The organism is Paenibacillus arenosi (assembly GCF_014841135.1).
Classification (GTDB): domain Bacteria; phylum Bacillota; class Bacilli; order Paenibacillales; family Paenibacillaceae; genus Paenibacillus_B; species Paenibacillus_B arenosi.
This window is the reverse complement of sequence record NZ_JACYTN010000008.1, coordinates 42,992-64,346: the sequence shown is the minus strand read 5'-3', so window position 1 is coordinate 64,346 and position 21,355 is coordinate 42,992. Positions and strand designations below refer to the sequence as shown.

Sequence of the window (21,355 nt, the reverse complement as noted above, 5' to 3'; positions counted from 1 at the left end):
GGTTCAAGTATCCGAGAATAGTGACGGTGCTTGAGCCGTTTTTCATTTGCGGCTGCATATTCCACCGTTTCACTAGGACAAATTTATATTCTATGCATATCGTAAAGAGAAAAGATAGTAGAAACCAAATGGGTGGGATTCGTTATGAACATTCTAATGGTTGCACCTGAGCAAATACCAGTTCCGGGTAACGGTTCAGTGGAAATTTGTATGCTTGCGATTGCGAAGCGGCTCGCCAAAACCGAGAAAGTAACAATCGTTAGCCGTCAAAGCGCTGGTTTGCAGCCGTTAAGCAAGTTGGGTAATTTAACTATTGTTCGTGTCCTAGGAGGAAGTTCTCAGACGTATCTCTCATCGGTACTTCACTATATTGAAGATAAGCAGTACGATCTGATTCAAGTAGATAATCGTCCGCATTATATGGCGTCTATTAAACAAGCAAAGCCCAATACCCCTGTTACTTTATTCCTTCACTCACTAACCTTCGTTCCAGCTTCAAAAGCTGTATCCAAAAGTATAGCCTTCTCCGATTGCATCATTGTTAACAGCGACTCGCTCAAGAGCAGAGTAGCACAACGATTTCCTAAAGTGGCGCATAAACTTAACCGAATTCATCTTGGTGTTGATATAGAAGCCTTTATACCATCCCCTGAGCGGGGCCGGAGAAAGTTCTTTCATGTTCTTTTTGCAGGAAGGGTTATACCGCGAAAAGGAGTGCCTGTTATCGTACGAGCGATGAGCATCGTCCGCAAGCAGGTCCCACATGCCAAACTCATCATTGTCGGCACAGGCAAAGCAAGTTATTTGAAAGAACTAAAAGAGCTAGTGAAGCTGCATAACGTAGATGTTGAGTTTAAGGGTCGTGTGTCACATAAAAATATGGGCAGTATGTACCGAACCGCAGATTGCTTTGTCTGTCCATCTCAGCAGCATGAAGCTTTCGGGCTAGTCAATGTAGAGGCGCTGTCATCTGGGCTGCCTATCGTAGCTTCCAATATCGGAGGAATAAAAGAAATCGTAAAGCATGAATCCAACGGATACTTAGTTAATCCTTATACAAAGTTTGAAGCCCATGCTAAATGGCTTATATCGCTTGCCATGAACAAGAAGGTCGCTGATAAGCTTGCAAAGCAAGCAAGAAAGGATGCGGTCGAACGTTTTAGTTGGAAGCGTACAGCAGCAAATTTAATAAAGGTATATAAGCGCATCATTGCAGGATGAAGGCTGAGGGATGGTAAGGAGGAGGGAGAGCTTGAATGAAAGAACCTAACGGAATTCGATTGAACAAAAAGCGCTTAACGATCGTTCAAGTCATTTCTAATCTTCCTAATGCTCACCCGGTGCCGTCAAATAAAGGAGGAACGGAGAAGATCGTGTACGAGCTGACAGAAGAACTGGTGCGGCGAGGACATGATGTATATTTGTTTGCGGCGCAAGGCAGCAAGAGCAGTGCTAAGCTTATCCAATATCCAAAATCATTGAAAAAAAGCAGTATAGGAGCCTTTGTACTAAGCAAATTGCCAAAACATACAGATATTATTCACGATCATACCTTTCACTCTGCGCTAGGCACTAACCGAAGGGTTCCTACTGTATGTACGATTCATATGCCTGTAAAAAACAAAGTGGATTATCCCGTATATGTAAGTAAAAGAGCACGAAAAGTGAACGGTAAAAATCGAGGGTTTTATGTATATAATGGAATTAATGCGGACGAGTACGAGTTTAGCCCTGACAAACATGGCTATTTACTGTTCATGGGACGGGTTATTAAGAGCAAAGGTGTATTAAAGGCCATAGAAGTAGCAGAAAAGACAGGGAAGAGGCTTATTATCGCAGGGCCAGTCAATTCGCAGCTATTTTTTAAACAGGAAATTAAGCCTCGTATTGCCAGAAATCCTAACATTCACTATGTAGGTGCAGTACAAGGCAGACAGAAACAAAATTTATTGAAGCATGCTGAATGTGTCTTGTTTCCTACGTTAATGGAAGAGGCATTTGGGTTAGTGATGATTGAGGCATTAGCGTGTGGCACACCTGTATTAGCACTAAATAATGGCTCGGTTTCTGAAGTGTTAGCAGGTTTTCCATCATTTGTGTGCAAAACGGTGGGAGAGATGATTCGGAAGGTGCAATTGAAAAAGTATCCAAGTTCACGTGTACTAAGACGATACGTTGTAAAGTGGTTTACAAATGCGAAAATGACAGAAAATTATTTGGACATATACAGTAAAGTGATACGATTACATTCGAATAAAAAGCTCCGGAAACCGCTTGAAAATGAGCCTGTTTCTCCCTCATTTACGTACCAATCCTAATGAAATAAGAGCGTCATATCGGCCAGAAATCATGTCTTTATTGATTAGGGGCAACCACTGAAAATGGGTTGTCTTTTTTGTGATTTCTTGTATTGAATAGGCTATGATTGTTCCGCGATTTTTCCCTTTGTTTCATGTAAATTCCAGAAATAATATGATTTTTGCAGTTGACATATGCAAAAACGTGCCGTATACTTCGTATTAACTTTATAGCAAATAATCAGTTTTCTTATCGAGAGTGGCGGAGGGACAGGCCCGATGAAGCCCGGCAACCGATTATGCGACCCGGTCATTGCAGCGCACGAGCGCAGCAAGTTCGCATGATGTCTATGGTGCTAAATCCTTCAGGACATATATATGTTCTGGCAGATGAGAAAAGGTGTGCTTCGATTTGTTTCGACATTTAATGTGAACGACGAAGCCCCCTTTTGGCAGCTGCCAAAAGGGGGCTTTTTTTGTAGCAATCTTCACACACTATAGAGGTAATTGACCGTTGCCGAATTTATTGGATCAAGGAAGCTTAGCAACAGGAAAGGCAGGGAATCGATCTTTGATACGTATACAACATCTATCCAAGCGCTATCCTTCTCAGGGTAAAGGCGCAGAAGGAATGCTAGCATTGGATCACATTGATCTTCATATAGCAAAAGGAGAAATTTACGGAATTATCGGCCATTCAGGCGCTGGTAAAAGTACATTGCTGCGCAGTATGAACCTACTTGAGCGTCCAACGTCAGGAACGGTCATCGTCGATGAGGTGGAACTAACGACATTATCTACAGCCGCATTGCAGAAGCAGCGCAGCAAAATCGGAATGATATTCCAGCATTTTAATTTGCTGTCCTCAGCAACGGTGTATGATAATATCGCATTTCCGTTGGAGCTTGTAGGTACACCTAAGCAGACAATTAAGGCAAAGGTGGACCAGCTCTTAGATTTAGTTGGACTGGAAGATCATCGCAATAAATATCCAGCGCAATTGTCTGGTGGTCAAAAGCAGCGTGTCGGTATTGCTCGTGCGTTGGCTAACGATCCGAAAGTGCTATTGTGTGATGAGGCGACATCGGCTCTTGATCCGCAAACGACAAACTCCATTTTGGATTTGCTGCTGAAGATTAATAAAGAGTTTGGAATTACGATTGCCCTGATTACTCATGAAATGCATGTCATTCAGCGCATTTGTGATCGAGTTGCTGTCATTCACGGTGGCCGCATCGTAGAAGAGGGTAATGTAGTTGATGTTTTCTTGAAGCCGCAGCACGCTGTTACAAGGGAATTCATTATGGAAGAGTCACAGTCTGATGAAGTTCAGCCTTGGTCAGCATTTAAGACTCAGGCAGGTGAAGGTTCACAAGTAGTTAAGATAAATTACTTGGGAGATGTTACGTACGAGCCTGTACTCCACCATGTATTGAACACAGCAGGCCTATCATTCACAATTCTTCAGGGAACGATATCGAAGATGAAAGATACGCCGTATGGTCAACTCGTTATTCGCTTAGATGGCGATGCTGAAAAGCTTAAAGGAGCATTGAGCGCGTTGCAAGAGCGTGGGCTTGAAGTGGAGGTGATCGCGTGAATAACTTCGAGTTAGATTTTTCAGGCGTTGATTGGACGATGATTTCAGAAGCAAGCGTAGATACGCTGCTCATGCTTGGTTTTTCCGTATTTTTCACTTTTATTTTTGGTTTGCCACTAGGTATTCTGTTGTTCTTAAGCGGCAAATCCGACAACGCTGTGTTACGTACTATTAACACGGTTGTATCCTTTATAGTCAATATTTTGCGTTCCGTGCCGTTCATCATTTTGATGGTGGCGCTTATCCCGATTGTTCGTGAAGTATTCGGTACTGCGATTGGGGTAAGAGGAACAATTCCACCGCTCGTCATTGCGGCGGCACCATTTTTTGCTCGTCTTGTAGAAACTTCACTTCGTGAAGTGGATCGTGGTGTTATTGAAGCAGCGCAGGCGATGGGTGCAAATACGTGGCAAATTATTTACAAAGTGCTGTTGCCAGAAGCGCGTGCAGGCCTTATCGCAGGTACGACAATTACGGCTGTAACACTCGTTTCTTATACTGCAATGTCTGGTATGATCGGCGGCGGTGGACTTGGCGACTTAGCTATACGCTATGGCTATCACCGTTATGAGCTAACGATTATGATCGTAGCTATCGTTGTCTTAGTTATTTTGGTTCAGCTCTTGCAATGGATTGGCGATGCACTTGTTCGTCGCTATACACGCAAGTAATCAAATATAAATCATTGTGAATTTGGAAGGAGCAGATGAAAATGAAGAAGTGGGCAATCGTATTGACGTTAATTAGCTTAGTAGCGGTATTGGCTGCATGTGGCAGCAAACCAGGTGAAAGTAAAGATACAACTTCGGGTGCTCAAAGTGGTGCCGCTCAAACGACGAAGGTTGTTGTTGGTGCATCTCCTGTGCCGCATGCTGAAATTTTAGAGCATATTAAGCCTAAGCTTAAAGAGCAAGGAATCGAGCTTGAAATTAAGACGTTCACAGATTATATTCAGCCAAATGTTCAACTGCATGAGAAACATTTGGATGCAAACTTCTTCCAACACATTCCATACATGGACGATCAAAACTTGAAGAATGGTTTCAAGCTAGTGTCTGCTGGAAGTGTACATCTGGAGCCAATCGGGGCTTATTCACAAAAAATTAAAGCTGTTGCAGAATTGACTAGCGGTTCTGTAGTAGCTATTCCGAATGATGTAACGAACGGTGGGCGTGCTCTTCTTCTCCTTGAAAAAGAAGGTTTGATTAAGCTCAAAGAAGGTGCTGGATTGTCTGCTACAGTTAGAGACATCGTAGACAACCCTAAAGGCTTGGAGTTCAAAGAGTTGGAAGCACCAATGCTTCCTCGCGTGCTACCTGAAGTGGACTTGGCACTGATCAACACGAACTTCGCTATCGATGCTGGTCTGAATCCGTTGAAGGATGCGCTTGTAATTGAAGCGAAAGATTCTCCGTATGCGAACATTTTGACGACTCGTGAAGATAACAAAGACAATGAAGCGATCAAGAAAGTAGTAGCTGCGCTTCAGTCTGACGAAGTAAAGAAATTTATTGAAGATAAGTACAAAGGCGCTATCTTGCCTGCGTTCTAATCATATCGTTCAAAGAATTTTTTTGAACAAGCAGTACTGAAGTACTGGAATGAAACGTATTACTAGCATGACAGGTTTTCTTGCTTTCCTCCTAAACTCTACCCCGGGCCTTACGGCGCCGGGGACTTTTTATATACGCCGTTCCTCGCATAAATCTAACCGATAACATGTTTCGTATCGCCCAACGTAAAGAAGTAAGAAGATATGTGCCGTTTGTCATATTGTAAATATATCCATCTGATGGTATCTTGATTAGCATGAAGGAAAGAAGCAAAGCGTTATAAGTTCATTGAGGTAAAGCAGACGATTGAAAGGGGTGATGTAGCCGACTGTACACGTATAGTGGCGGAATTACATAATTAGAAACTGTCATAGCGAACATGCTACTATAAGTGAGGTGAGTTCTGCCGAACGATTAGCGAGAACGATATATGCTTTCGTTACAACCACGTAAGGCATTCCTATTGTTGTTACCACATTCGTTTTAACCTCTTCAATTCCCATCACGAAGCAATTTCATTTTTCATCACGATTATTGACTACATTAAAAATGTAAGCGGTTGAACGATGTGCTTTCTATTGTCTAAAAAAATACCCATAAAATGAGGTGATTTACTTTTTTTCTTGAAGTTATTCGGCTTTTGTAATTTTAAATGATGAGAGGGGAATTAATAATGATTGATTTTTTACGTACAAATCCGATTGTAAAATGGGTATTGCTGTTCGTCCGAGTATATGTAGGCTGGAAATGGCTCAGCGCAGGAATTAAAAAATATCAAAGCGGAAGCTTCGATTCCAGTGGCTTATTGAAAGGTGCGATCGCTAATGCGAATAGCGAAAGACCAACCATCCCAGATTGGTGGGGCGGATTTTTAGAGTCGTTTGCACTGCCAAATGTTGATTTATTTAACTTTATTGTACCTCTTGGTGAGGTGTTAGTTGGTATTGGATTGATTGTTGGGCTGTTTACGAGAACGGCGATTTTCTTCGGTCTCTTTATGAACTTTGCGTTCGTCTTGAGTGGAGCGGTAAGCGCGAATCCGGTCATGATTATTTTATCTCTGTTCGTTCTCGTTTCCTTGCATGAGTCAGGTAAAGTAGGCGTAGACGGCATCTTAAGAAAGAAGCAGATCACACTCTTCAAGCGTGGTCAAACGAGTGCTGTGTAGCTTGTGCCTTAATAATGTGACTATTTCGTAGAGTGATAAATACGAATCAGTGATGAATGTAAAAAGGCAGCATAAGCTGCCTTTTTACGTTGCTTCCATATATAGTGACATACATGATAGTGTCGATGTGTTTCATCCAGTTACGGTGTTGTATTGATGCAGTTGAGCACACCTTGAAGTAAAGCTAACAGTTCACACTCTTGAGCGGCTATTTGCTGTACTTCTGCTGCCGCATCGTTGTTTACTTCAAGCAATTGGGTAATTGGAGCAGAACTTTGGATAGCAGCTTGTATCAATTCACCCTGTGTATTAATCAGCTCTGCCATATTAAGCTCTTCTAATGCAATGAGCAATAACGCTTGATTAGCTCCAACAGCATACGTTGTTACCGTGTTGCTTGGTACGTTAATGATTCCATCAAAGGTAAAGGCTTGATTGATTAACGGTATAGTTGTCGTAAGGCAATCTACACGTACTTGAAACTTCACGGTAGAAAATCCACCTGCTACAATGGTACCGATATTTACACCAACATTCGGATCAGCAAGTGGCAGGTTTACACCGTTCAAGCAAAAACTTTCTGCGACGAAGGTAGCTCCTGTAGGGACCGTGTCTGTAAAAATAACATTGTTCGCGTCTTCATCGCCGCAATTAAAAATAACAAACGTATATTTCAAAATTTGGTTAGGGACCGCAATGGTGCGGTCAACCAACTTGACGGGATGCAGATCTGGTGGCACTTCACTCCCCCCTTACTTATTGGGAAAGCAGCTCGACCCTAATGGCTGGGTAGCGAGCGACTTTCGCTACGTATAGCCGTTTTGTTCATCTATAAATCTCGCAATCGCGATGGATGTAACAGCTTGTACTATAGTAAATGCAAGGTTAGCCAGTAAGGGAACGGCAGCTATATGCTCCAAATCTATAATAAGGATACAGATTATTTACACGTTAGCGACGGAATACTTGTGTCAATCAGCGAATATTAATAGATAACAGAGGGAGGCAGATAGAGCATCTGTCTCTTTTTTCATGATTGGCAGAAAATAATGATGGCGCAAACAGATGTTATGTTGTTCTAACTTGGCAAATATTTTATACTGATCGTTGACATCGTTCGTAGTGCTCAAAGGAGGAATCGACGTGAAACAACAGCGGAAAGTAGCGCTCATCACTGGGAGCGCAAAGGGGTTAGGTAAGATGACTGCACTTACGCTAGCTGAAGCGGGCTGCGATATTATCCTCAATTATGTGCATAGTGCCGATCAAGCGCTGGAGCTTCAGCGGGACATTGAGGCGTTCGGTGTAAGGTGTATGTGTGTACAGGCTAATATTGCAGATCCTGATGAAGTTGAACATCTTATCGAAACCGTGCAAAGTACATTTGGCATGCCGGATATTGTCGTTAACAATGCAGGTCCCTTTATAAGGGAGCGTAAACGATTTGCTGATTATTCAAGAGAAGAAATTTTATATTTAGTAAACGGAAATTTAACGGGTGTTATGCTGTTGGATCATATGGTACTGCCTTCGATGCGTGAGAAGGGTTGGGGGCGGATTATTCATTATGGATTTGGACATGCTGCGGAGGCTAGATCTTGGCCGCATCGTGCCGTATACGCTGCTGCCAAGGTAGGTTTGGTATCGTTTACAAAGACGCTAGCTGTTGAAGAGGCGCAGTTCGGGATTACTGTCAATATGATCTGTCCTGGTGATATCCGTGGGGACTATAAAGAGAAGAATATTGATGAGGTGCTTCATATTGAAGATGAATCTTCACCACGAGGCCGTCCGGGATCTGGTGAGGATATTGCGAGAGTAATTCGTTTCTTATGTGAAGATAAATCAGATTTTGTGACAGGCAATACGATTGATGTATCAGGCGGTCTAGATCCGATTCGTGTCATGATCGATAAGCACGCTTAACTGCTTCGTGATTTAGGCTTCACACTGTGCTTGATATTGAAAGGGAGGTGTCTCACATGGGACGGTTGACGAAGGAGCTCGCACAAAATATCGTAGATCGTACGATGCATGTTATCGGTTATAATGTGAACGTAATGGACCACAATGGCCGAATTATTGGTTCAGGTGATCGGAGTCGACTCCATCAGTCTCATGAAGGGGCGCTTATTGCCATTCAACGTCGAGGAAGGTTCGAGATTGATGAGGAGAGCGCTTCTAAACTGCAAGGGGTAATGCCAGGAACGAACTTGGTCATTTATTTTCAAGGAGAGATCGTCGGTGTAATTGGCATTACGGGTGATCCGAGAGAAGTAACCAAGTATGGCGAGCTTGTAAAAATGACAGCAGAGATGCATTTGGAGCAGGCATACCTCATTGAGCAGGCGCAGTGGGACAAGCGTATCAAAGAGGACTTCGTATTATCTATCGTACATGCAAAAGAAAATCAGCATGAGGCGCTAAGTGCACAAGCAGAACGGATTGGTTTTCAAGTTAACCAAGTCCATACGGCTTGTCTAATAGAGCTGCAAGAAGAAATTCATGATTTGGCAATCGGAACGCTGCAGCAAGTTGTCCATGTGCTTGAGAAGCGTTCGATGATTCGTTTAATCGCGATCCGCAATGTGCGTCAAATTGTACTGTTTAAAGAGAAGCAGCATAAACGTAAGCCTGGTGAGGATATTTGTGAAGGCATTCATCAAATACGATCTTGGCTTGCCGAACAACAAATTACTTCGATGCGAATTGCGGTAGGTAGATCAGGCGGGGGTATAGCGGGGATGATAGCATCTTACCAGTCGGCTGAGGATGCAATGCGGGCAGGAAGAGCTATTTATCCGAACCAAACGGTTTATTACAGTGAGGACTTGCCTAATGAGGCCTTGATGGTTAACGTCCATTCAAGCTGGGTGACAGAAGAATTAATTCAGTTATGGTCTACCTTCATGGAAGCTGATCGTAGTGGTGAATTACGCCAAACACTTTCTGTATACTTTGCCGAGCATGGAGAGCTGAATCGGGTGGCGGACAGGCTGGTCATTCATCGCAATACACTACGGTATCGTTTGCAGCGTATTCAAGAGCTGACAGGTAAAGATCCTAAGCGCTATGATGAGCTGTTCTCGCTTATTAGCGCGCAATGGCTGTATGAGCTGCAGGGGAGAATTCGTACAACTAGCGTATAATTTTGCCGGAAATAGGGATGCCAATATTGAGCAGATATCGCAAGTTGCTCCTCTTTGTTCAAATGCACAAAAAACAGTGCTGCGAGCAGAGAGGAGTTTATTTTTTTGCCCAATGAAGCGCTTACATTTTTGAGTTACATTAAATGTGTAACGTAAATCAATCTCTAGTTTGTAGCATAAAGTTCTTCGTTCTTACATTACGACAAGATTTTGCATAGGGAGATGAGACTTATGACGGTTTCTGTAAGCGTTCTCGGGGCACTAGCTGCTTTGGTAGTAGCTATTGTATTGATTTTGCGTAAAGTACCGCCTGCGTACGGCATGATGATTGGTGCTCTATTAGGTGGCGTTGTTGGTGGAGTTAGTCTAGTGGATACTGTAACGCTAATGATGGATGGTTCCAAGACGATGATGCCAGCCGTGCTTCGTATATTAGCAGCCGGTATATTAGCGGGTGTATTGATTGAATCGGGCGCAGCGAAGACGATAGCTGAAACGCTCGTCAAAAAAGTCGGTGAAACACGTGCTTTGTTCGCATTGGCCTTTGCAACTATGATATTGACTGCAGTGGGTGTTTTCATTGACGTAGCTGTTATAACGGTAGCTCCTATTGCCTTAGCAATCGCACAGCGTGCGAATTTGTCTAAGCTGGCTATATTGCTTGCGATGATTGGAGGAGGTAAGGCAGGTAATATTATGTCTCCGAATCCAAATGCGATTGCAGCAGCTGATGCATTTAATGTACCGTTGACTTCGGTCATGGCAGCAGGAATTATCCCAGCGATATTTGGACTTGCGATTACGTATGTACTGGCGAAGCGACTCACGAATAAGGGCTCCATGGTTGCGTTGTCTGAAATAGCAGATAAGACAGACAGCAAGCTCCCTAGCTTTGCTGCATCGATTGTAGCGCCTGTGGTAGCTATTGTACTGCTTGCACTTCGACCGCTTGCAGGTATCGTGATTGACCCGATGATTGCTCTTCCGCTTGGAGGTTTAGTAGGAGCGATTGTGATGGGGAAAGGGAAACAAATCAATAACTATGCGATTGCTGGGCTTAACAAAATGACTGGCGTTGCAGTAATGCTTATCGGAACAGGTACACTGGCGGGGATTATCTCCAACTCACAATTGAAGGATGTTATTACGAATGGCCTATCGGCTTCAGGGCTACCAGCATACTTGATGGCACCAATCAGTGGTGCATTTATGTCACTGGCGACGGCTTCGACGACTGCGGGCACGGCGGTAGCTAGTTCGGTGTTTGGCTCGACTATTATGGAGCTAGGGATTGCATCACTAGGTGCAGCAGCAATGATACATGCAGGGGCAACGGTATTTGACCATATGCCGCACGGGAGCTTCTTCCATGCGACAGGCGGCAGCGTGAATATGCAAATGAAGGAGCGCCTTCGTCTCATTCCATATGAAACAGCTATCGGTTTGGTACTAGCGCTTGTATCGACATTGATTTATGGCGTGTTCGGTTGGTTCTTATAAATGAAGTGTGCATGATTTAGACGTAGATACATGTAGATAGATACAGTATGAGGTACAGCATAGCGGAGGAGTGGTGAGAGATGAAAATAGTAATAGCTCCGGATTCATATAAAGAAAGCCTGACTGCATTAGAGGCTTGTGAAGCGATTGAACGAGGATTTAGACAAGTCTATCCTCAGGCAGAAATCGTTAAAGTGCCAATGGCAGATGGAGGAGAAGGGACGGTTCAATCACTTGTAGATGCGACAGGTGGGCGTATTGTCACATGTAGTGTATTGGATCCGCTGGGACAGCCGATTGAGGCATTTTATGGACTGCTAGGCGATGGAAAGACTGCCATTATCGAAATGGCAGCGGCCTCGGGACTTGCTCTTGTGCCAAAGGATTTGCGTAATCCTCTCCTTACTTCAACATATGGCACAGGACAGCTCATTCGTCATGCTCTGCAAGCAGGTGTGCGGCATATTATACTTGGCCTCGGTGGCAGTGCTACGAATGACGGTGGAGTAGGCATGGCTCAAGCACTGGGCTACCGATTCGTTGATGCAAATGGGAATGAAGTATTGGCTGGTGGAGGAAATCTGGGTCAAATCGAACGAATCATCACCGATGATGTAGACCCGAGACTGACGGAAACGATATTTATTGCCGCTTGTGATGTGGACAATCCGATGATTGGTCCCAAAGGAGCATCTGCGGTATTTGGCCCACAGAAGGGAGCAACTCCAGTCATGGTTGAAGTGCTGGATCGACAGTTGCAGCATTTGGCCGCATGTATAAGCACAGACTTAGGATTGGAAGTATCAACAGTTCCTGGAGGGGGCGCAGCCGGTGGGCTTGGCGCAGGTGTAATTGCATTTCTACATGCAGAGCTGAAGCGTGGTGTGGATATCGTTATTGAAGCAACCGGTCTTGCGAATCATGTGCAGGATGCGGATTTGGTTATAACCGGGGAAGGGCGCATTGATGGCCAGACTGTATTTGGAAAAACACCGATTGGTGTTGCCAAAACTGCGAAAAACCAACAGGTAAAAGTGGTTGCGATTGCAGGTTCCCTAGGAACAGATTATGAAGCCGTACACGAACACGGCATCGATATCGTATTTTCCCTTGTTCCGGGAATATGTACCTTGGATGAAGCGCTCCAGAGGGCAGCCGTTAATTTGGAGCGTACAGCACGTAATGTCGCGGCAGTGATACAGGTAGGCCAGCAGCTCCGTTAAGGTGATAGGGCGTTGTCGCAAGAGATGGGCTCAGAATTTGGTGAGCAGCAGTGTGAATATTAGGTTTGTAAAGCGCAGACATTAACACAGCTGCAGCAAAAAACACATCCCCTGCTCGTAGGAGCTAGGGGATGTGTTTATGTATGTTGTAATGGTCTGTTGGTGATAAGTAGAAAGACGCTGACAATACTACATTACAGCCTTTTCCGAACGGGAAAGCCCACTTCTTTAGGTGTTATACTCACTACATAGACAAGAACAAGTCTCTAAAACGCCCATGCTCATTGAAAACTAGATATTGTATACGGTTGTGTAGCCAAATTCATGCTACACGTAAAACAATATGTGTCGTTAAGAACAAGACGCTAAAACACTGTTGAGCAAACAACCTGTCTCATCTGGTAACAGGATGAGAGCCTAAGCATCTATATGATCTGGCTTAGGAGGGGCGATGGCACGCCCTAATCTTAGCAGTTGTCCAAAACAGAAATGGACTGCGGACGCAAAACTAGCTAAGAATCCCAGTCACTTTAGTGACCTTGCCCCTTTAGGGGTGGGAGTGTCAAGTGTTGTTTTTTGCTGTACGCTGCATATAACCGCGTTTCCATTCGATTAGTCCATCGATGCAAAGGAACAAATTTACAACCGCTAAAATAATCATTACATAAAGTCCTGAAATGGAGTAAATGACGATGGAGACTATATTGTAGGCAATCCACAAATGCCAGTTTTCGAAAATCTTCTTACTGAGCATGAACTGTGCAACAAGACCGAGGATGGCAGTCAGTGCATCCAAGTAAGGGAGAGTAGACTCCGTATATTGGACTTGATAGTACCCCCAAGCCAGCCAGCCAGCAAGGATGACGGAACTATAAATAATCCAGCCTTTCGTATCTAGGCGAACCGTTGGACGTACGTCACCATCGCCTTTGTTCGTAAGCCAGTAGTACCAACCGAAAATATTAAAGATAAGTTGGCATGCACTTAGTACAACTAGCGCGTACAGCCCTTGTCCCCAAAATATGTATAAAAACAAACTTACTGCAACGATGCCGACTGGGAAGTTAAGTACTTTTTCTCGTGCGAGAAGCCAAACGTTAATAATTCCTACAACCGAAGCAACAATTTCAATCGTACTTGATCCCATGTACCAACCTACAAATAAGGTAACAAGGCTGGCCAACAACAGAAATAACGGGTTTTTTAACATACAGATCTCTCCTGTCGAAGCTAGGCACGATGTGGATGCACACAAAAATATCTCGAACCGTCATTAGAGACGATTCGAGATATTCGGATGACTCCTTCGTCGAAGCCTCTTAATCATATGCTGAATCAGGGAAGTACATTCAACTTAGAATACTTGAACGACTTCTTTCACGCCTTCTACTTCCTCAACCAACGCGCGCTCGATACCTGCTTTCAAGGTAATTGTAGAGCTCGGGCAGCTTCCGCATGCGCCCATAAGGCGAAGCTTAACAATACCATCTTCTACATCTACCAATTCAACATCGCCGCCGTCACGTTGCAAGAACGGACGAAGTTTATCTAACACTTCCAATACTTCGTCATAATTGACTTGTACTTGTTCACTCATTTTGTTCCAACTCCTTTCATACATACTGCTTTTATTATATTATAAAGCTAATTGAAATCAAAGAGATACACGCAAAAAGGGGGATATACAGTGAGACCGATCATCGAATTTTGCGTTAATAATATGCATCATGGCACGGACGAAGTAATGAAGCATTTCGAACAAAATCCAGATTACGATGTGGTGGAGTACGGTTGCCTTGGTAATTGTGGTGAATGTTACCTAGCTCCATTTGCTTATGTTGAGGGTGAAATTATCGTTGCAGAGAGTGCAGATTTATTAACGGGAAAAATTAATGAAAAGATTGCAGAACTAAAAGCATGGGAGCAAATCGATGTAGATTAACATCGACTTGCTCCCATTGTTGTAAGAAAACATATGATGACTTATCCGAAATGATTTTTGGAAATCCAAAGCACGCCGCTTTTGATGACCCGTGGCACATATCCAACCATAGGACGTTTGCCGAACATGCCAAATCCTGACTTCTTGCCGAGTGATCCGAGTACGCCCTTAAGCTTAATGCGTCCAAGCTTAGGGGGTTCGCCTTTCCACAAAGCAAGTGCGACATCAGCAATTTGCTCGCCTTGTGCACCTGCTGCCTGCGCACTTGGTGAGAACGGCAAGCTGGCACAGTCACCTACGACAAATACTTCTGGATATTGTTCAATTTGATGATAGGAATTAAGAAGTACGCGACCTTGCGGGTCTTTTGGAACGTTTAAATCTTGTACGACTTTCACCGGTTGTATACCTGCTGTCCATACCGTTACGTCGGACTGGATCGCCTCAATATCCTGTTCGCGTCTATTATAAATAACGCCTTGCTCCAACTGACACACGTTAATATGAGAGCGAAGCTCTACTTCATGTTCGATGAACCAGTCAGAGACGTAATTGGACAGCTTCACTGGAAATGAGGACAGCACACGCGGTCCGCGGTCCAATATACGAATGTTGAGATCAGGTCTGCTCTCGCGCAGTTCGGCAGCCATCTCTACACCGCTTAGTCCTCCTCCGACGACCGTCATTTGTCCATAAGGCTTAATATCGTTCAACAATTGGTACGTACGTCGAGTGCTAGATAAGGATTGAATACTATTACCAAATTCCTCAGCGCCTGTTATCCCGTGGTAGCGGTCTGTGCAGCCGAGTGCAATAGCCATTTGATCATAAGAAATAGGATCATCTTCGTGTAAATGAATAAGCTTATTATCTAGATCAATGCTTGTAATTTGTCCATAGTGTATTCGAACACGATCGTCCTTCGGGAAAGCAACGCGAATATCTACATCCGTTACTGTACCAGCAGCTAATGCATAGTATTCCGTCTTCAAACCCTGAAATGGCATACGATCAATGAGAACTACTTCCACATCTTCAGGCATTCCGCCTGCCAGCAAACGATCAATGATCGCAAGTCCACCATAGCCGCCGCCGCATACTACAAATCGTTTCATATCCGGATATCCCCCTATGTTGCCGTTAATATGTGCTGTCCGCTGTTCACCGATGATGAGAACAGGGAAACTTGATGTACAGCATGATACGGCTCCACCCACGAATCCTTTACTCGGTCTGTCGCTTCATAAGATTTCTTGTGTGAAGTGTCTGACTTTTTCTATCTGTAAGTTGGTTAATAGTTGCTATTTTTTGTTAGACTTTGGCTCATACACTTTGATTTCATTGTAGAACGTATCTCGTTCAACTGGGATGCGTCCTGCTCCTTGAATAAGCCAGATTAGCTCATCGCGCGTCAAACCTTCAGGTGTTAATGCACCTGCGGCATGGCTGATACGCTCTTTCACAATCGTACCGTGTGCATCAGAAGCGCCGAAAGTAAGGGCCATCTGAGTGAGCTGAGTACCGATATTTATGAAGTACGCCTTAATATGCTGGATGTTGTCCAACATGAGGCGGCTAATCGCGATCGTTTTGAGATCCTCATAAGCTGAGTTGCGGCGTTTAATGCCTGCTTTCGGGCTTTTTGGCTGCATGGACAATGGAATAAAGACAAGGAATCCATTGGTCTCATCTTGAAGCTCACGAACTTTAATCAAGTGACGAATACGATCTTCATGCGTCTCAATCGAACCATAAAGCATCGTCGTATGCGTTTTGATGCCAAGCTGATGCGCAGTACGGTGAACTTCTAGATAACGATCAACGCCTGCTTTATCTACACGCATTTTTTTACGGTATTCATCAGAAAGAATCTCAGCACCGCCGCCTGTTAACGATTCTAGTCCTGCATCGACAAGGGTAGTAAGAACTTCCTTAATGCTTAATCCGCTTATACGTGTAAAGAAGTCGATTTCAGCTGCTGTGTAAGCTTTGAGTGTTACTTGAGGATAGCGTTCCTTAAGAGCTTTCAAGGAATCAACGTAGTATTGGAACGGTACGTTAGGATTGTGCCCACCTACGATATGGAACTCGCGAACTTCTGGGTGAATATGCTGGTCCACATAGGCAATCATTTCCTCTGCGCTTAAGGTGTAGGCTCCTTCTGCATCAGCATCGCGTCTGAAGCTGCAAAAAGCGCAGTGCGCCTCACACACATTGGTGAAGTAAAGAGACATATTTTCGATAAAGTAAACTTTGTTGCCGTTCTTACGCATATTGGCGAGATTCGCCAGCTGACCAAGGGTCAAAATATCGTCCGATTGATACAGGTACACGCCGTCTTCTAGGGTTAGACGTTCGCCTCGCTCTACTTTATCAGCGATTTCAGCCATACGTGGATCTGCATGTCTTGTTGGTGTAAGAATCATTGGTGTACCCCCCTCTTGAAAAGTAAGTCGTATATAATTGCACATCGTTACGTTATACGGAACTGCTCACTATGCATTCATTCGATGGGCTTGCATATACCATATATAAAAAAATTGAAGCCTCTTGAGTATGCAGTGAATCATATCACATACCTCTCCATTATACCCCTGCCTTCACACGGGGGCAATACATCCAGTAAAGACAATCGACATCATTTTCCATGGACGGAGGTTATCTTGTATAGATGCATGAGGATGGTTATACTTAGAAATATGAGGAGGGATATGCATGATTACAATCAGCGAATTCGCGGTTGAGAAGATAAAAGAAATGCTGGCTAATGAAGAAAATCCGAACATGTTCTTGCGTGTTGGTGTTCATCCAGGCGGCTGCAGTGGCTTCTCCTATGGTATGGGGCTAGATGATGAAGAAACAGACCAGGATGTATATGTAGAGACAGGCGGATTGAAGGTCCTTGTGGATAAAGAAAGCATTCCGCATTTGGCAGGTTTGGAAATTGACTATAAAGAATCCGGTATGTCCGGAGGATTTACGATAAGCAACCCTAACGCTACTGCGACTTGCGGCTGCGGAGCTTCTTTCCGTACCGCACTAGCAGAAGGAAAAGCGGAGAAGTGTGACGATTAATGATTGTCTTGAAAGAAATAAAAGAAAGAGCCGTACAGGGAATTATCCTTACGGCTCTTTTGCGTTATCGTTATTTTTAAATATTATGATTAAGTTCAGACAAGCTACGGCTATGTTGACATAAGCGATGGTGCGGAAGATCCAGTTGGAACTTACAAGTAACATAGCAGCGGAAGAAATAATAAGCAATAGTATAAGTCTATACGTTCTCTCTCTAAATAGTTGCAGTACGACCAACTCCTTTCCTTATTTTACCTTAATGTTACCACATATTTTGGTAGTAGGTTTTTGATTTTTTGCTTTGCAGCTTAATCTGATTGAATCGATTCGGTTATATCAACATAAATAGGTGCTGCAGAAACGTCTCTGGACGGTTAATTTTCGAAAAATTAACTCGTTTAGGAGGCGTTTTATTTTTATTTAGAAGTAACGGTGGATAGTGAAGGTTTTAAAATAAGCTCCAACTGCGCTAACAGTTGCTGTAGAGCCTATTTCGTGTAGATGGACGAATTTTCAATTGTAAGGGGCGTCACAGAGCTTATTTGTTAGCTGTAGGGAGTTCAACACCTGCTTTTGCTCAAATAAGCTCGCCTACAACTGTTACATTTCTACATTGGGCAATTTTACGGAAATAACGTCTATGGCGCCCGTTAGAGAGAAAGAGAAAGAGAAAGTGATGTAGCGTGTCTTTCGCTTTGTAGCAAAGCCTCTGATTGCATTCGAAAGTCGGTTATATGTAACTAGTTAATTAACATGCGTAATAATAATATTCCCTTTAAAATATAATATTTTTGCGTAAAAATACCGATATATTTAGTGTGATGCACACTATTATTTTACAAAATATGTAGAGAAAAAGGGGGAGGTCTTGTATGAAAACTTCAAAACTTGCAAACGGAACAAAATGGCTCGCTAGCTTATTAGTTATGCTGCACTTGTTTACGTATTCCAACATTTCTGTAGCAACTGCAAATGAGCTTAATGATATCGATACCGGTATCACGAATCTGAAGTATGATCGCAATGCAGTATTGGCTGTAAATGGCGATCAGATCAGTAGCTTTGTTCCGAAAGAAGGTCTCCAATCAAATGGTAAATTTATTGTGGTCGAACGTGAGAAAAAATCACTCGCTACTTCACCAGTAGATATATCCATTATTGATTCGATGACCAATCGGACGTATCCAGGCGCCATCCAGCTTGCTAATCAATCGTTCGCGGATAATCAACCGGATTTGATTATGGCTAAACGTCAACCATTAGATATCAGCATCGATTTGCCTGGATTGAAAAATGAAAATACCATTACCGTTCAAAATCCAACTTACAGCAGTGTGTCTGGTGCAGTTGATCAGTTAGTATCGACTTGGGTTGATAAATATTCATCCACGCATACATTACCTGCAAGACTGCAATATGCAGAATCTATGGTTCACAGCAAAAATCAAATCGCTAGTGCGCTAAATGTGAATGCTCAAGTGCTTAACAATACGCTCGGAATTGACTTTAATGCGGTGGAAAGCGGCGAGAAAAAAGTGATGGTAGCTGCTTATAAGCAAATTTTCTACACGGTAAATGCAGCTCTTCCTAACAATCCATCAGATCTATTTGATCCAAGTGTGACGTTCAACGAATTAGCTCGTAAAGGCGTAAGTAATGATGCGCCACCTCTTATGGTATCCAATGTTGCTTATGGAAGAACCATCTATGTAAAATTGGAGACTACTTCAAAGAGCAGTGATGTGCAGGCTGCATTTAAAGCGCTGCTTCGTGATTCTTCCGCGCAGTCAAGTGGACAGTACAAAGATATTTATGAGAACAGTTCCTTTACTGCTGTTGTATTAGGCGGAGATGCGCACACACATAATCAGATCGTGACAAAAGACTTTAACGTTATCCAAAATATTATTAAAGACAATGCACAATTTAGCCCCAAAAATCCAGCTTACCCAATCTCCTATACAAGTGTGTTTCTAAAGGATAATGCGGTTGCTGCTGTTCGTAACAACACAGAATATATTGAGACGAAAACGACTGAATATACGAAGGGTAAAATTACGCTCAATCATAAGGGTGCTTATGTAGCTCAATTTGAAGTGTCTTGGGACGAAGTGACTTATGATACAAATGGACAAGAAGTCATTACTCCTAAAGTGTGGGAAGAAAGCGGCTGGAACAAAACAGCATCTTTCTCGACAGAGATTCCACTTCCGCCTAACGCCAGAAATATAAAGATCGTAGCAAGAGAATGCACAGGTCTTGCATGGGATTGGTGGAGAACCGTTATCCATGAAACGGATGTTCCGTTAACAAGTCATATAAAAGTTTCGATTGGTGGAACAACGCTGCATCCAACAGGATCAATTACTTATTAAGTATTACTTAAAAAATCTCCCCATACTGGGGAGATTTTTTGTTAATCGTATTAAATTTAAAACAACCCGGGAAATGTTTTGCCCAGCATGATGACGATGAGATAGAAGCAAAATACAGAGAACAAACCAGCCCCGATACCGAGACCAATTTTGCGCTGCTGCAAAAAACGAATGCTAATAACTAATATTCCTGCGTTAACAACGACCAATATAATGGACATGGACACAATTGCAATCCAATATAAAACTCGAAAAAGTTCGGCTGTTTCCATCTCGTTCTCTCCTTGCTAATGAAAGGTATGTTATTTCGAAATAGGGATTCAAGATTCGCCTAAATGTAACCATCCACTCTACGATACCACCCTAATATTGGGAATGACAATCCCTGATTACATAATTGAAGTGAAGAGCATCTGAAATAATTAGGCTCTCAACTTGGACTAGGGTACAAGAAGCGGGCATGTACACTGAGTACTGTATAGAATGACGGTACGGGAAAGGGGGATCGGAATGGAAGGGACACAAGTTGCCAGCAAGTGGTTGAAGACAGAGGCGCTTCTATCCGATGCTCGTGTAGCCTCGCACATACCGCTTACTCGTATGTATTCGCCAGCACAACTGCTGCAGATGTTAAATGAGTTTGGGTTTGTGGTGATTAAGCCAGTCGTAGGTGGTGGTGGTTACGGAGTTATAAAAGTCACGAAAACACATAGTTTCTACTCCTTTACCTCGTTATCAAGTACGCGAACTTTTTCTTCCTTTCAGGCTCTTGTTCGAGCATTAGCTAAAGCAAAAAAGAAGCGTAAATATTTGATTCAGCAAGGTATTCATTTGGCTACTATTTCAGGCAGGCCAATTGATTATAGGGTCAAAGTTGTGAAGAAAGACAGTACTTGGGTGTTTCGGGCGATTGTAGGTCGTTTAGCGAAGGATGGACTATTCGTTACAAATTTAAGTAAGGGCGGGACACAGCTTACTTCTAGCGAAGCACTCAGCCTCTCGCTGTCTGAGAATATAGTAGAAACGAAAAGAGAGGAAATGAAGCAGTTGACTCGGATTTGCAGTGAAATTATGGATGCGAGCTTCCCTGGTGTAGGTAGGTTGGGGTTTGATTATGGAATTGATCAAGCAGGGTTCATATGGATTTTGGAAGTAAATACGAGGCCTCGATAATGAGGTTAGAGAGATAGGATTTGCAATAGAATCGGAATCTATCAGCTGGCAAATAAGTTGATAGATTCTATTTTTATAGAATCGCAGATTGATTAAACATTTTTATGTAAAAAAGCAGCAAAAATGATGTGAATATAAATATCCACATTATACCACTTGATGGATGGGCGATTCCGACAGTTATCAACATCGTATGCACAATTTTTCCACAATTTGCTGTGGATAACAGAACGCTTGTTCTGAGAAATAAGGCCGTGCTATAGTTGGTCTGTAAGGAAATATGAGGAAAGGTTGTGGTTG

The 21,355-nt window shown here is 43.2% G+C and carries 20 protein-coding genes and 1 riboswitch; of the genes, 14 read left to right on the top strand and 6 right to left on the bottom strand.

Going from position 1 to position 21,355, the window contains the following annotated elements:
• Positions 1 to 144 precede the first annotated feature (144 nt).
• The 6 genes from IFO66_RS12495 to IFO66_RS12470 all read left to right on the top strand — a co-directional run bounded on the left by IFO66_RS12495 (position 145) and on the right by IFO66_RS12470 (position 6,618).
• Positions 145 to 1,221, top strand: a complete 1,077-nt coding sequence (locus IFO66_RS12495) for a glycosyltransferase family 4 protein (protein ID WP_192025469.1) — start codon at positions 145 to 147, stop codon at positions 1,219 to 1,221.
• Positions 1,222 to 1,256: 35 nt separating this feature from the next.
• Positions 1,257 to 2,318 carry a glycosyltransferase gene (locus IFO66_RS12490; RefSeq protein WP_192025468.1) on the top strand — a complete coding sequence of 354 codons (1,062 nt, stop codon included), beginning with the start codon at positions 1,257 to 1,259 and terminating at the stop codon, positions 2,316 to 2,318.
• A 226-nt stretch (positions 2,319 to 2,544) separates the two neighbouring features.
• Positions 2,545 to 2,694: riboswitch (SAM riboswitch) on the top strand.
• A gap of 174 nt (positions 2,695 to 2,868) precedes the next feature.
• Positions 2,869 to 3,897 (top strand): methionine ABC transporter ATP-binding protein, encoded by a 1,029-nt coding sequence (locus tag IFO66_RS12485; protein WP_192025531.1) that lies wholly within the window; start codon positions 2,869 to 2,871, stop codon positions 3,895 to 3,897.
• 38 nt (positions 3,898 to 3,935) lie between these two features.
• Entirely contained in the window at positions 3,936 to 4,568 is a 633-nt protein-coding gene (locus IFO66_RS12480; RefSeq protein ID WP_192025530.1) for a methionine ABC transporter permease, read from the top strand.
• A 41-nt stretch (positions 4,569 to 4,609) separates the two neighbouring features.
• On the top strand, positions 4,610 to 5,449 hold the full coding sequence (locus tag IFO66_RS12475; protein WP_192025467.1) for a MetQ/NlpA family ABC transporter substrate-binding protein: 840 nt from the start codon (positions 4,610 to 4,612) through the stop codon (positions 5,447 to 5,449).
• A gap of 671 nt (positions 5,450 to 6,120) precedes the next feature.
• Positions 6,121 to 6,618, top strand: coding sequence for a DoxX family membrane protein (locus IFO66_RS12470; protein WP_192025529.1), 498 nt, complete (start codon positions 6,121 to 6,123; stop codon positions 6,616 to 6,618).
• Between the two features lie 140 nt (positions 6,619 to 6,758).
• Here IFO66_RS12470 and IFO66_RS12465 read toward each other — a convergent pair whose 3' ends face one another.
• A complete protein-coding gene (locus tag IFO66_RS12465) occupies positions 6,759 to 7,358 on the bottom strand; it encodes an alpha-helical endospore appendage domain-containing protein (RefSeq protein WP_192025466.1) in 600 nt (199 codons plus the stop codon).
• 460 nt (positions 7,359 to 7,818) lie between these two features.
• Here IFO66_RS12465 and IFO66_RS12460 point away from each other — a divergent pair, with 460 nt between their 5' ends.
• The 4 genes from IFO66_RS12460 to IFO66_RS12445 all read left to right on the top strand — a co-directional run bounded on the left by IFO66_RS12460 (position 7,819) and on the right by IFO66_RS12445 (position 12,490).
• Positions 7,819 to 8,544, top strand: a complete 726-nt coding sequence (locus IFO66_RS12460; RefSeq protein WP_225445732.1) for an SDR family oxidoreductase — start codon at positions 7,819 to 7,821, stop codon at positions 8,542 to 8,544.
• A gap of 56 nt (positions 8,545 to 8,600) precedes the next feature.
• Positions 8,601 to 9,767, top strand: coding sequence for a sugar diacid recognition domain-containing protein (locus IFO66_RS12455; RefSeq protein WP_192025464.1), 1,167 nt, complete (start codon positions 8,601 to 8,603; stop codon positions 9,765 to 9,767).
• Between the two features lie 231 nt (positions 9,768 to 9,998).
• A complete protein-coding gene (locus IFO66_RS12450) occupies positions 9,999 to 11,267 on the top strand; it encodes a GntP family permease (RefSeq protein ID WP_192025463.1) in 1,269 nt (422 codons plus the stop codon).
• Positions 11,268 to 11,347: 80 nt separating this feature from the next.
• The gene (locus IFO66_RS12445) at positions 11,348 to 12,490 is read left to right on the top strand and encodes a glycerate kinase (protein WP_192025462.1); all 1,143 of its coding nucleotides are present in this window, start codon (positions 11,348 to 11,350) and stop codon (positions 12,488 to 12,490) included.
• A 562-nt stretch (positions 12,491 to 13,052) separates the two neighbouring features.
• Here IFO66_RS12445 and pnuC read toward each other — a convergent pair.
• Both pnuC and IFO66_RS12435 read right to left on the bottom strand, forming a co-directional pair.
• Positions 13,053 to 13,700, bottom strand: coding sequence for a nicotinamide riboside transporter PnuC (pnuC, locus tag IFO66_RS12440; protein WP_192025461.1), 648 nt, complete (start codon positions 13,698 to 13,700; stop codon positions 13,053 to 13,055).
• A 144-nt stretch (positions 13,701 to 13,844) separates the two neighbouring features.
• Positions 13,845 to 14,087, bottom strand: coding sequence for a NifU family protein (locus IFO66_RS12435; RefSeq protein ID WP_144993888.1), 243 nt, complete (start codon positions 14,085 to 14,087; stop codon positions 13,845 to 13,847).
• 90 nt (positions 14,088 to 14,177) lie between these two features.
• Here IFO66_RS12435 and IFO66_RS12430 point away from each other — a divergent pair, with 90 nt between their 5' ends.
• Positions 14,178 to 14,432 carry a DUF1450 domain-containing protein gene (locus tag IFO66_RS12430; protein ID WP_192025460.1) on the top strand — a complete coding sequence of 85 codons (255 nt, stop codon included), beginning with the start codon at positions 14,178 to 14,180 and terminating at the stop codon, positions 14,430 to 14,432.
• A gap of 41 nt (positions 14,433 to 14,473) precedes the next feature.
• On the opposite strand, the gene IFO66_RS12425 is transcribed toward IFO66_RS12430, so the two are convergent.
• Entirely contained in the window at positions 14,474 to 15,547 is a 1,074-nt protein-coding gene (locus tag IFO66_RS12425) for an NAD(P)/FAD-dependent oxidoreductase (RefSeq protein ID WP_192025459.1), read from the bottom strand.
• Positions 15,548 to 15,733: 186 nt separating this feature from the next.
• Entirely contained in the window at positions 15,734 to 16,858 is a 1,125-nt protein-coding gene (gene mqnE, locus IFO66_RS12420; RefSeq protein WP_192025458.1) for an aminofutalosine synthase MqnE, read from the bottom strand.
• 289 nt (positions 16,859 to 17,147) lie between these two features.
• Between mqnE and IFO66_RS12415 the strand changes: the two genes are divergently transcribed.
• Complete coding sequence (locus IFO66_RS12415; protein ID WP_192025457.1) at positions 17,148 to 17,507, top strand: HesB/IscA family protein; 360 nt, start codon at positions 17,148 to 17,150, stop codon at positions 17,505 to 17,507.
• 872 nt (positions 17,508 to 18,379) lie between these two features.
• Positions 18,380 to 19,882, top strand: a complete 1,503-nt coding sequence (locus tag IFO66_RS12410; protein WP_192025456.1) for a thiol-activated cytolysin family protein — start codon at positions 18,380 to 18,382, stop codon at positions 19,880 to 19,882.
• A gap of 56 nt (positions 19,883 to 19,938) precedes the next feature.
• On the opposite strand, the gene IFO66_RS12405 is transcribed toward IFO66_RS12410, so the two are convergent.
• Positions 19,939 to 20,154 (bottom strand): hypothetical protein, encoded by a 216-nt coding sequence (locus IFO66_RS12405; RefSeq protein ID WP_192025455.1) that lies wholly within the window; start codon positions 20,152 to 20,154, stop codon positions 19,939 to 19,941.
• Between the two features lie 238 nt (positions 20,155 to 20,392).
• On the opposite strand from IFO66_RS12405, the gene IFO66_RS12400 reads away from it, so the two are divergent.
• Positions 20,393 to 21,055 (top strand): YheC/YheD family protein, encoded by a 663-nt coding sequence (locus tag IFO66_RS12400; RefSeq protein ID WP_192025454.1) that lies wholly within the window; start codon positions 20,393 to 20,395, stop codon positions 21,053 to 21,055.
• The last annotated feature ends 300 nt before the right edge of the window (positions 21,056 to 21,355 follow it).